5 protein-coding genes and 7 pseudogenes are annotated in these 12076 nt (G+C 59.1%); 7 read left to right on the plus strand and 5 right to left on the minus strand.

Going from position 1 to position 12076, the window contains the following annotated elements:
- The first annotated feature begins 31 nt into the window (after window positions 1-31).
- The 5 genes and pseudogenes from ASG51_RS24420 (at window position 32) to ASG51_RS24430 (ending at window position 5616) form a co-directional block, all read left to right on the plus strand.
- Window positions 32-1738 carry a phage tail tip lysozyme gene (locus ASG51_RS24420; RefSeq protein ID WP_156389814.1) on the plus strand — a complete coding sequence of 569 codons (1707 nt, stop codon included), beginning with the start codon at window positions 32-34 and terminating at the stop codon, window positions 1736-1738.
- Between the two features lie 31 nt (window positions 1739-1769).
- Window positions 1770-2657 (plus strand): annotated as a pseudogene (locus ASG51_RS21725) (IS110 family transposase); the annotation flags it as partial.
- A gap of 190 nt (window positions 2658-2847) precedes the next feature.
- A pseudogene (locus ASG51_RS21730) lies at window positions 2848-3660 on the plus strand (IS5 family transposase).
- Between the two features lie 420 nt (window positions 3661-4080).
- Complete coding sequence (locus tag ASG51_RS24425; RefSeq protein WP_156389815.1) at window positions 4081-4530, plus strand: hypothetical protein; 450 nt, start codon at window positions 4081-4083, stop codon at window positions 4528-4530.
- A gap of 9 nt (window positions 4531-4539) precedes the next feature.
- Window positions 4540-5616 (plus strand): hypothetical protein, encoded by a 1077-nt coding sequence (locus ASG51_RS24430; protein WP_156389816.1) that lies wholly within the window; start codon window positions 4540-4542, stop codon window positions 5614-5616.
- A gap of 623 nt (window positions 5617-6239) precedes the next feature.
- Here ASG51_RS24430 and ASG51_RS21735 read toward each other — a convergent pair.
- Window positions 6240-7318, minus strand: a pseudogene (locus ASG51_RS21735) (IS5 family transposase).
- A 300-nt stretch (window positions 7319-7618) separates the two neighbouring features.
- Complete coding sequence (locus ASG51_RS23705; protein ID WP_082514187.1) at window positions 7619-8251, minus strand: HNH endonuclease family protein; 633 nt, start codon at window positions 8249-8251, stop codon at window positions 7619-7621.
- A gap of 21 nt (window positions 8252-8272) precedes the next feature.
- Here ASG51_RS23705 and ASG51_RS21740 point away from each other — a divergent pair.
- Window positions 8273-8676 (plus strand): annotated as a pseudogene (locus ASG51_RS21740) (transposase); the annotation flags it as partial.
- Here the strand turns inward: ASG51_RS21740 and ASG51_RS23710 are convergent.
- Window positions 8674-9273, minus strand: a pseudogene (locus tag ASG51_RS23710) (leucine zipper domain-containing protein); the annotation flags it as partial. The pseudogenes ASG51_RS21740 and ASG51_RS23710 overlap by 3 nt on opposite strands.
- Window positions 9274-9360: 87 nt before the next feature.
- Here ASG51_RS23710 and ASG51_RS23715 point away from each other — a divergent pair.
- Window positions 9361-9615 (plus strand): annotated as a pseudogene (locus ASG51_RS23715) (IS630 family transposase); the annotation flags it as partial.
- A 61-nt stretch (window positions 9616-9676) separates the two neighbouring features.
- On the opposite strand, the gene ASG51_RS21750 reads toward ASG51_RS23715, so the two are convergent.
- On the minus strand, window positions 9677-11164 hold the full coding sequence (locus tag ASG51_RS21750; protein ID WP_156389817.1) for a DUF6602 domain-containing protein: 1488 nt from the start codon (window positions 11162-11164) through the stop codon (window positions 9677-9679).
- Between the two features lie 304 nt (window positions 11165-11468).
- Window positions 11469-11570: pseudogene (locus ASG51_RS23720) on the minus strand (IS5/IS1182 family transposase); the annotation flags it as partial.
- Window positions 11571-12076 lie beyond the last annotated feature (506 nt).

Here is a 12076-nt window from a genome sequence, read left to right on the forward strand (position 1 = left end):
GCCTTGCTGTTCTGATAATCTGGAGGAGAGAATGGCTATCGATCGCGCTCTGTTCGCGGCTGAGTGTGTCGACTCCGCTGACTATGTAGGTGTGAACAGCCATTATTTGATGGCCGTTGCTCAATTGAGAACGAAGATATCGGATGTAGCCATCGGCGGTAAGATTGGTCCCTACGCCATCACACAGGCTATCTGGGACGCAGACGCCGATGGTTCGGACCTAAATTTGCAAATCGAATTTCGTCCCGAAGACATCAATTTATGGCGACAGCAATGCCTCTTTGCCTCTCTTTCAGCTTGCCGCGCATTGAATGCACTTCTAGCTCGATCCGGCACCTTGCCAAGCGCGATCACGCTTTATCGGGAGCAGTTTCCAGACGATGCATTACGGCAGCAGGGCGAGCTTCAGGCTGCGCTTGATGCTACCGCAGCGCTTGTGGGCCCTGCCGAACAACAAGTCTTGGAGGGTTGGACCGATTCAGCCGAACTTCTAGATGTCAATCTTCCAGCTGGGATGCCAGCTCCCGATCCCAGGCGGGCGACAAGCCCGCGCGGGGAAGAGCTCTTCGTGCGGAAGTCACCTTGGGTTATGGCGAAGCTGATGGACGACTTCAATCTTACCGACTTCCAGGCCGCTGGTATAGTTGGGAACATTGGGCACGAGTGCGCAGGGTTTCGAATAATGCAAGAGGTCAAACCCAGGGGTGGTCGCGGTGGTTATGGCTGGTGTCAGTGGACTGGCGACCGACGCCAACGTTTCGAGCGCGAGTGTGCCGCCAATGGTTTAGACTCCACATCGGATCGAGCAAATTACCATTTTTTAAAGTTGGAGCTTTCTTCTAGACCACGCTACGCTGACAGTATTTCTGCCGTTAGGGAAGCTAAAAACCTTCCGGAAGCTGTTCGGATATTTGAGAAAAGTTTCGAAAAAGCGGGGGTAAAGCACTATGATCGTCGTGATCGCTGGGCGACGATAGCACTTGCGCCTTTCAAACGATTGTTGCCGACCGAGATCTCTCGGATGATTGACCCTGATGCTCACTATGGAGTTGTCGCAAAAGCAAAGGCTGGCAACATTCGGTTCTGGGTAGTCGAGGAGTTTTCAGAGAGCGGAGGGCAAGTTCTTATCCGGCGCATCGACCAAGGGCCGGCTGAGGTTTTACTGCGCGACACGGTCGTCTTCCCATTGCCCAGCGTGATTGTCTCCGCTATCACAGAGCCGGTTGCTGTTGCCTTGCAGCGCGATGTGGAGATTGGTGGTTTAACGCTGCCGGCTCGACCTGCTTCTCCCGGCCCACTCACCGATACACGCGCTCGCCTGCTAGCGGAAGCGAAAGCCTGCGACAACGGAAATTTAGTCACTCGTCATGTGCGCGGAACGCGTGGGGGACGTCTCGCATGCGCCTGGGCGGTCAATGAGGTCGCACAGCGAGCGCTCGGCAGCGCTATTGGGGGTGATTTGAGTACCGCGGAAATGCTGAAGGTGCTTATCAAACAACATCGTGAAGTTCTACGGGAAAACATAGCAGCTGGTCTCGTAATTATTTCACCAACAGATCATGGTCGCACCGGTCATGTAGGAATCGTTGGCGATCTCACTACGCCGACATCAAATACAGTCATATATTCAAATAGATCATCTCGCGGCCAGTGGGGGCATCATTATACAATCGGGTCTTGGGATGCTTACTATAGACACAACTTGCGGCTGAATGTCCGTTTATTTAGGGTAACTTGACTGGCTCGTCTTTGCCTAGCCCCATGGGTGATTGGAAGCGTGCTCGCTGACGGCTTGGCTGCACGACGAACTTCGTACCGCCGGTCTGCCGGCCATCTGCATCGAGACGCGGCTCGCCGACGCAGCGATGAAGACGATCCCTAACAAGACCGACCGCAACGATGCCCGCGCGCTCGCCTAGATCGTGAGGACAGGCTGGTACCGGCAGGTTCACGTCAAGTCGCGCCTGTCCAGGCTCTGGCGCTCGCTGTTGGTGGCGCGGCGCACCGTGCTCCACGAGATGCGAGCCATCGAGAACGTGGTGCGGGCGATCCTGCACGAGGGCGGGATCAAGCTCGGCACCCCGGCTCGGGGCCTTTGCCGCGCGTGTTCAGGAGATGGTGTGCGACGATCCCCTAATCTTGCCTCTCGTCACGCCCCTGCTGGCGATCCTGGCCATGATACTGGAGCAACTCAACCAGCTGACCCGGCAAGTCCTCGTTATCGTGCGCGGCGAGGCGGTCTGCCGGCGGCTGATGAGCGTACCCGGTGCCGGCCCGATCACCGCGCTGGCGTGTCCGCGCCACCATCGACCGGCCGGAGCGGTTCCGACACTCCCGGGACGTCGGAGCCCACCTTGGCCCGATACCCTCCCGCTAGCAGTCGGGCGAGACCGACATCCAGGGCAAGGTCAGCCGCTGCGGCGACGAGCTGGCCCGTACCGCGCTCTACGAGGCCGCGCATTCTCTGCTGACGCGTAGCCGCAAATGGTCGAGCCTGCGCGCCTCGGGCATGCAGATTGTCAAGCGGCGTGGCATGGTGCGGGCCCGGGGGGGCCGTCGAGTGCAAGCTCGCTGTCGTCCTGCACCGGATGGGGAGCGACGCGACCGAGTTCCGTTTTGGCAAGGCGCCGGCACCAGTGATCGCGGGCGCCGCTTGACCCAGACACGCCTGCCTGGTCGAACAGAACGACGGCAGGCCAAACTTCACCCGCGAGGGTGACCCGGATCGTTCCCGTGGGGACGATGGGCGAGGCAATCTAAGAGCCCGTCCGATAATGTCCGGCCGGGGTTGAGTGGCGGGGATGGCGGTGATTCCAGAAGGGTGCTGAAGCCTGATCTGGACGTGCCATGTGGACCCCGACCACTCGCCGGCAGCATAACCGTGCGCGCCTGCGATACGAAACCGACCTGACGGATACGGAATGGGCGGTGATCGCGCCCTGGATGCCAGAGCCCGCCTCGCGTGGTCGCCCGCCCGTCTGGACAATGCAGGAGGTCCTGAACGCCATCTTCTACGTGCTGCGCGGCGGGATCGCGTGGCGGCTGATCCCAAAGGATCTCCCTCCGCGCAGCACGACGTTCGGCTACTTCAGCCGATGGCGGGACGAGGGATTGTTCGGGCGAATCAACCACACCCTGGTCATGGCCGACCGGGAGCGGACCGGTCGCGAGGCCTCGCCGACGGCGGCCGTGCTCGACAGCCAGAGCGTGAAGACCACCGAGAGCGGCGGCCCGCGCGGCTACGACGCTGGAAAGAAGGTCAAAGGCCGCAAGCGTCAGGCCATGGTCGACACAGACGGGCGGGCCCTCGTGCTCGATCCGCAGGCCGCCGACATTCAGGATCGCGATGGGGCTGGACCGGTGCTGCGCCTGTCGCGGCGGACCTTCCCGTTCATCGTCAGAGCGTTCGCCGATGCAGGCTATGCCGGCGACAGACCCGAGACCGCCACCGCTATCACCATCGACATCGTGCGCAAACCGAAAGATCAGGTCGGCTTCGCCGTGCCTCCACGACGATGGGTGGTGGAACGCTTCTTCGGATAGATCAGCCGCAACCGACGCCTCTGGAAGGACCCGGAGGCGACCCTCGCCTCGGCCCAGGCCTTCCTCTACGCCGCTGCCGTCATGATCCTCGTCCGAAGGCTGGGGCGAGCATCATAACTAATCGGACGGACTCTAAGTGAGAGTCCCGAACCGGCCTGCGTAAGCAGGCCAAGTCGTGAAACAGATTGAGACGCCTCGCTCTCCTGACCCCATTATGCGGTGTCCTCGGGCCGACCGCGAATAGAAGCGCGTGACCCGCGGGAGCGACACACCGAGACCAGAACACATCAATGGGGAGACGCTTGCCTAACGAACCCCAATCAGAAACGGCTCTTACACGACACTGATCGCGAGTGTGTTGCGCATACACAGCTTTCTGCGAAAATTTCAGTGAAACTCATGCAGGAAAACCGCGTAGAAAGCATTGGTGCTTGCCGAGTTCGAATTTGTTGGGCGATATCTTGTCCCTGGGTTTAAGCGTACCCCGGCTTTGACTCCAATTTAGAACGTATGATTATGAGCCGCTCGGAGCCGCAGATGCAAGCTGGACCATTTCGAATTGAAAAGCCTGCCGGAGTGCAGACTCATGGATTGTCGCCAGACGATAAGCTGAAAGGTTATATGAGTCGGCTCATAACTCTTATACCTGGCGAGGCATTAGGGGCTTACTTGACCGTGAGAGGGCTGTTTACGGACCCTGGTGGCGGGGTGCCAACCATCGGACAGGCTGCGATCTTCGTTCAATACTTGCCTGTTCTCGGTCTGGTGCTTGTCATTATAAGTCGTGTATGGGGCACCCGCAATGACGCTGGAGCTATCTCTAGTGTGCAATGGGTAGGAACGAGCGTTGCTGCGGTAGCTTATATTCTTTGGCTTTTCGCGATGGGCCATAAACCCTTAGGGATCGAGTTGGATGGCAGGGTAGCATCTTCTCTCATCGTAATTTTTTCTTTCTTAGTCCCCTACTTTTATCATGGCGAACAATAGGATTGTTCTATGAAGCTAGATGAAGCACGTCAGAAGACGCGAGAGCTTGTTGATGAATATTTTGAAGTTAGGAATCTTGATCCAAAGGATCGGCTAACAACACTTGCGGTTACTCCTAAGTCAAAAGAGCATTTAGGGGTAGGTTACGCGCGTGTCGACGATGATCGCTATGGCATTGAAGTTCGACTTCGGCGCGAAGGAGGAAAGGCGGCCAAGTTTGCTGATAAGCTGCGTCATCGATATGGGGACTCTATATCGGTTTCGACAGTTGAGCGCGTCCAAATTCCTTCCCAAGTACGCGCTCAGGATTCGGGCGAGGGAACAGCAAGTGATTTTGCCAAGTTCGTACGTCCTCTCAGTATAGGTCTTTCCGTTGCTCACCGGGATGCATTGGCGGGTTCGGCCGGTTTGTTCGTTGAATTTGAGGACGGTGAATATAGAGGCCGCCATGGGGTCATTTCTAATTCTCATGTTCTCGCCTTGAGTGGTAGAGCTAAGCAAGGCGACCCCATTTTTCAGCCTGGTAGACCTGACGCTAAGCCTTTGGCTAATAGCCATCGGGTAGGGACACTTGTTGATTTTACAATCCTCAGCCCAAATGGCGCGCAAGAGCTCGACGCGGCAGTTGCAGTCCTTGACGCTGATCTAGACAGAAAGATTGCAAATTTAATCCCAAAAGACGTACGAGGTTGTGCGGACTGCGGGAAGCCGATTTCTGGTGTCGTTGAGCCTGAATCATTGGGCCCCAGGGCCACGGTGTGCAAAGTTGGGCGAACAACTGCCTGGACCAGAGGGTCTGTGACCGCTGTGGGGGTGGATAATTTACCCGTTTTTAGTCCCCACCTGCGGCGGAACCTACGATTTGATAACGTGTTTGAAATAACCTGGACTTCGCTGGAGGAGGTGTTTTCCGGACCTGGAGATTCTGGTAGTCTCGTGTATGATCCTGTGACTATGTGTGCTATCGGCTTGGTTTTCGCAGGCGGAATACGTGAGGTTGATGGGAAAAGACTCGGTGTCAGTTACGCCTGTAACCTTAGTTCAATCCTTCGAGCTTTTAAGCTTAGAATGATCAGCGAGAGGTGAAGTCATGTATCGTGAGAGTGTTATAGATAAGAAAAGGGCCGCAAAGCAAATTTTAAACGACGTTGGTGGCGTCGGTGGGATAGGTGTGACTTGGGATAGTGCGGGACAACAGATGCTACAGGTTGATCTAGAGCCCGGCAGCAACAGAAAGTTAATTGAAAATAGACTTTCTACTCTTAGGGTGCCTTACGTAATTCGTACTGTCTCTGGGTTTGTAAGGGCTGGATAGCCTGGGTCACTTTCTTTTAGCTGTGCCGTCTTGATTCTAGAGACTGTTGTTTGTAGCGCATTTACAGCGCTTATTGGATGATGGCGGAAAACGTAAACTAGAGCCAGGGTTCGGGGTGTCGACTAAATCGTAGCGCAGCTCCGAGTCCATGATGAACTGCAGCGTCGGCGCGTTTTCCATCATCTGCCGTGAGGTCTTGCCGAACTGGGCGAGGTCACCACTCAGCTTTGGACAAGCTCCTAGAGCGGGGTCCGATCGGATACCTCGAAGAACCCCGTAATTACGAGGGTTGGCCGTCGATTTGACGCCCCTCGCAGCTTTGGCGAGATCGGACTGACGTTCTGGCAGTCTGGTGGTGGCCATGAACGGGCTCGGGGGTCATCCCGAAGCTGCCTCAGGCGGCCACCGGCCGGGCTTCGATCCAGAGGAAGCACTTGAGGTTGTAGACGAGGTTGGCGAGCCCGATCTTGGTCCGGGCTCGCGCCAAACCGATGGTGCGCACGAACAGACCGAAGCGGTGCTTCTGGCCGGCGAACACCGTCTCGATGGCCGAGCGGACCTTGGAGCGGGCGCGGTTGGCCTGGCGCTGCAACGGCGTCAGATCGAGGCTAGGCTGCCGTCGGAAGTGGATCTTCGAGCGCCGGCCCTGCTTGGCGAGATAGGCTTCGTTGGCCTTGGAGCGGTAGGCGGTGTCGGCCCAGACGTCGCTCGCCGTATTGGTCGCGTCGAGGACGTTGGCCAACTGTGCCCCGTCGTGGGCGCCCGCACTGGTCACGGTGAAGCGGCGGACGAACCCATGCTTGCGGTCGATCGAGACGTGAGTCTTGTAGCCGAACATCGGAACGGCGATTTCGACCTTGGCCTTGGTGCCGTCCGCCTTTGCGGGCCGCGCCTTGGCCCGCTTCAGGGTCCAGCGGGCATCGCGGTCCTTCTGCGCGAGCTTGTTTGGTTTGGCCGCCCACGCGTCAGGGATCTTGCCCTCCCTGAGAGTCGCCTTCTCCGCATCGGTGTTGCGCTGACGCGGAGCCGCGATGATCGAGGCATCAATGATCTGGCCCGACATCGCGAGATAGCCCTTGCCCCTCAGCCAGGCATCGAAGGCGGCAAACAGATCGTCGATCGCGCAGGCCCGGGTCAGGTGCTCCCGGAACAGCCACACCGTTTTGGCGTCCGGTGCCGCATCCTCGAAGCCAAGACCGAGGAAGCGCATGAACGACAGCCGATCGCGGATCTGGAACTCGGTGGCGTCGTCCGACAGCGTGTAGAGCGTCTGAAGGACCAAGATCTTTAACATGAGGACCGGGTCGTAGGGCGGGCGTCCACCCTTCGATCCGTGGACCGCTTCAGTGCGGTGGCCAGCTTCGACCGGAACGCCTCGAAGTCGATCAGGGCCGCGAGTTTCACCAACGGATCGCCGTTCTCCGACAGACGCTGATAGCGCTCATCCAGATCGAAGAACCCTGGCTGAACCATGCGAGCCTCCCCAACGCCGACAGCATCAGGGAATCACGACACAGCCCCGCACGGAAGAGGGGATTTCGAGGTGTCCGATCAACTAGAGTCGACTGGGGTGTCACCCTGCGGTCCGGCCGGTCGCAACTCCGACGTCCGCTCCCGCTGCTGCCCCTGCTTCGTCCTGCCCGCCTTCCGAGCGACTGAACCCTGCCTTCAGTCCAAGCCGTCCGGCACCGGCAGCTATGACTATCGCCGGGTTGGTAGAAGAGGCCAAGTTGCATTGCTCCCTTCCCGGCGATGACGCTCGTAAGGCCCTTGTCAGATGGACCACGTTGCTCCCGCGAGTTCCAGAAGGCGCTGGTGTCGCTTCTGGATTGCCGAAATGTTCCACTCGGACTCGGCGCAAACCTCCTTCGTAAGGTCGAACGACACTTGCTGGTTCGCGTAATTGTAAATGCCTTTCTTACGGTCGAAGTCATAATACTGCGCTCTAGAGTTTTTGCTGCCAGAGAGCATAGCGAGATTACCTAGTCGATTAAGCCAGCGGAGATGCTCGTCCGGCCCAAATCGTCTTATCCAATACTCATCCTTCATAGCTTTCGGTAGAATATTCTCAATTGTGAGGCTGCCATGAAACGAATTGGTCACAGAAATATCTTGAGCGGACTCTTCAAGACGCAGAAGGACAGCATGCGCAAAGGACGCTCCATAGACCTCGCTACCCAAGAGCTGCATAAATTCTTCGTTGCTGGCGGCGTTTTTAAAAAGTAGGCGTACCTCGTCGCCGGAGAGCTTGTCATGAATCGCACCGATTAGCTGGTAATAGACTGTCAGGCGCGCTGTTCGACCTAAACGGCGCACCCAGTTCTGCATCGTGATCTTCTCAATGTCCGACGTCAGCACCTGTGGGACAGATTGAGGGTCTTCACGAACGGAGGATGGCTGGTTCATCGTAGTCCCTGAGGAGCGAAGATGAAGCAGACATCCGGACCGACCAAGAAGCCGGCAGAAGCGGTGATCAAGGACATCCGTCGGGCCACACGTCGGCAGTTCTCGTCCGAGGAGAAAATCCGCGTGGTGCTGGAAGGCTTGCGTGGCGAGGACAGCATCGCCGAGCTTTGCCGACGTGAGGGGATTGCCGCCTCGATGTACTACGGCTGGTCCAAGGAGTTCCTGGAGGCTGGTAAGAAGCGCCTGTCCGGCGACACGGCTCGCGCGGCCACCACGGATGAGGTGCGGGACCTCCGTCGCGAGACGGGGGCGCTGAAGGAGGTCGTAGCCGATCTCGTCCTGGAGAACCGTCTGCTTAAAAAAAGCATGAGCGGGGCTGGGGGCGACGAGGCATGAGGTACCCGGCCACCGAGAAGCTGGAGATTGAAGAGGAAGGCGAGGCAGGAGCCGCGCTTCTCGTCCGGATGGATCTCGGAGTAGGCCAGCCGGGAATGGTCGTCGACGGCCAGGTGCAGATACTCCCAGCCGATCCCGCGGCTCTTGCTTTGGCCGGTGCGCTCGCCGGTGATGCGATGGCCGGTGCGCTCGAAGCGGCCGAGCTTCTTGATGTCGATGTGGATCAACTCGCCGGGCCGCTCGCGTTCGTAGCGCTGCACGGGCGGGGGCGGTTCGAGATTACGGATGCGGTTCAGGCCGTGCCGGCGCAACACCCGGCTGATGGTGGCGGGCGAGACGGCGAGGTCACGGGCGATCTGCTGGCCGGTCAGACGCTGCCGATGCAAGGCCAGGATGGCGTCTTGCGTCCGGGCCGGGGTCGGACGGTGCAGGCGGTGAGGCCGCGAGGAGCGGTCCTGCAGTCCGGCGACGCCTTCGGCGTCGAAGCGGGCCACCCACTTGCCCACCGTCTTGGGACACACCCCCATCGTCTCGGCCACCGCTTTGGAGCTGAGCCCGCTCCGGGCCAGCCGCACCAGTCGCCCTCGACCCGACGGCGTCAAACGCGCATTCTGATGGATGTTCATCCGGTCGCTCCGAGATCGTTGAAGCCTCGCAACTCCAACCGCCCCGGTTCAGACCGGATGGACAACCTCCTGAAAGCTCACACCTAGCTCGCTCGCCACCCGCGCTGGACCTTCCACTTCACCCCGACCTCGGCCTCCTGGCTCAACGCCGTCGAGGGCTTCTTCTCGGCGCTTACCCGCCGTCGGCTGCGACGTGGCTCCTTCACCGGCGTCGTCGATCTGCAGGCGGCGATCAAACGCTACATCGCCGAGCACAATCGGAGCGCCAAACCCTTCGTCTGGACTAAGCCCGCCACCGACATCCTCGCAGCCGTCAGCCGATCTCCTGAACCATCCGTCTGAATCAGTGCACTAGCTATGGCGGGCCTTGGCCATAAAGAGATTGTACCACTTCTGACCCTAGCTAGGCCTCGCCCTCTGGTGGGGGCGCTTCGGCCCCTTCGGCTGGCTGATCTGGCGCCTCGGGGTTGCCTTCCTCTCTGGCCAGCCCCGCGGGAATGTCGGCCGCAACGATCTCACCCTGTCGGAAGGCCTGAACGCGTTGCAGGTAGGTGCGCGCACCATCAGGATAACGCATGGCCTCCATCCCGCTCAGCGAAAGGCGCGGCGTCCAAGGCTCCTCATAGATCGCGCCCAGGTCCGTTGCCGCCATGGTGGAGAGCAGGGGATCGAACAGGCGGATCGCATCCGACTTGGGAACGGCGTCCATGTCGAGGTGCGAGAGAAGCCCGCCAAGGAACAGGGCCGTTTTGCTGTCCCCCGGCCAATCGCTTGTGATTGTTGAGAGATGGGGTTGCGGGAAAACCACCGGATCATCGGGAACGACGTAGTTTTCCCTCACAAACAGGCTTCGCGGCACGCAGACCATGTTGATACCCGCGAACAGATACCAGTGTTCGTGCTTGATAATGCCGTCTGGCTCAACACTGCGATAGAAGGCCTTCATGCGATCTGCCAAGTTGGCATCGCTCGCATAGCCCGGCTCATACCCGAAGATGCCTTTGAACACCGGCGCAGCGGTTAGATTGACCCTGAAGGCGTCCCACAGGATGTGCATTGCCTCGTCAAGGGCGGTCGTGTTGAGAGTGGTCTTTACCTCAATCACGGCACGGACGGCGGATCGAGGAACGACAACAACATCCCCCTCCCTGAATAGCGGCACATAGCCGGAGGCATCCCAGATGAGGATATCCAGTTGTCTCGGGCAATGTTCGATGAACCCCGTGCTGACCTCATATTTGCGGGGAACGATCTGGCGCAACAGCGCCCGCAGCATCTCTTCCCGGTAGCTTCCCACCGTGCCGGTATGCTGGATGAGCAGATCGACGCGCCGGCTTTTGATTAGAAGCTCGTCCGCGAACGTCGCCAGATAGTCGATCCTGGCAAACATCCCGGCCATTCTGTCGGACAGGCTATATAAGATCCCCTGCGCTCTGCTGTTGGCCGCGTCCGTGTCGCCATTCGCGATCATCATGCGCAACGTGCGCTCGATGAGGTCTTGCGCTAGGTCGGGCCTTTCCCCAAGCCTTTGAAGCAGCTGGTTCAGCGGAAGGCGGCGGCCCTCGGTGTCACGCAGGATGTTAAGGGCTGCCGATCTGATGGCGTAGTACGGCGCGGGATCGATGGCGAGCGGACGCCTTTCGACGTTCCCTAGCAGCACGTTCAGTTCGAGGCGGCCCGGATACTCCACAAGGCGCACCTCGTAGGGGTCGCCGGCTCTGAACTCTTCCGCCGTGACCCTGGGCACCCACATCCGCAGCACGCCCTCCCGCTCGGTGACGATGCCTCCCCGGACGCGGTCCCACGGGTGGTCCGGGTCAAAGACGCAATCGCCATGCAGAAGCGGAGGCTGGGCGGGCATGTTTGGGGGTGGCGCTGCACCTTCGGCCATCCGGTCCCCCTTCGCCTTTGATCCCAACCGGATCGCTTTGCCCGCGGGCCTTATGCCATGACCGAGTAAGCCAGCGAAGCCGCTGCCTGCGGGCGGGTATTTGAGTCTTATTAAGTTTTTTAGTGATGTTCATTTCAGATAATATCCGAATTTCATTAATAAACCTAGGAGAACTGTCAGAAATGGCAATGATCAGGGGATACAAAGCATGGATGAACAGCTTTACGACAAGAAACACATTATCGCGCGGCTGGGGATTAGCCGCTAGACATTCCAACGCATGCTGGCTGGATTCGAGACTCGATCAGCACCAGAAGGCGAGGACAGCAGCGAGCGCGAGGGCCGAGGCGTAGTTGCGCGCCAGCTTGTTGTAGCGGGTGGCGATGCGGCGGAAGTCCTTGAGGCGGTTGATGGTGGCCTCGATCGTATTGCCGCCTAACTGTCGTTCCTCTTCGAAGCAATCACCGAATCAGTCCGTCGCCCTAACACGAATTTCGCTCTATCGACTCACCGAGAACCGAAATTGTTTTTGAACGCGCAGGAGCGCCGCGGGTCCATTGCGGACCCCGGGGCAGAAGTTGCCAGGGTCGGCAGTCCAATGGCCGTGGGACGCCAATTTTGCGGCTTTGAAGCACCATTGACGCCCACGCCCGCTCCACGGGGTCCACGTAGTGGGATCAAAAACGGGCAGCCCTTGGCACCGATAGGAAAGCTGCTCCCAGTCGCTAAGAAGTTGNCTGCTGGCTGCTGCCTTCAGTCCGAGCTGGCCGGCTTCGGTACAGGCCGCCCGTTTTGCTCGTCCGACCGAAAGCTGCCAGCGAACATCCTGGTGCTGATCTCCTCACTGAGACATCTGCTCTGCCTTAGAGCGTAGCCGCCTGAATGGCGGTCCGGTCACAGTTCCCGTAGTCG

The sequence above is a fragment of the Methylobacterium sp. Leaf465 genome (assembly GCF_001424705.1).
In the GTDB taxonomy this organism is placed as follows: domain Bacteria; phylum Pseudomonadota; class Alphaproteobacteria; order Rhizobiales; family Beijerinckiaceae; genus Methylobacterium.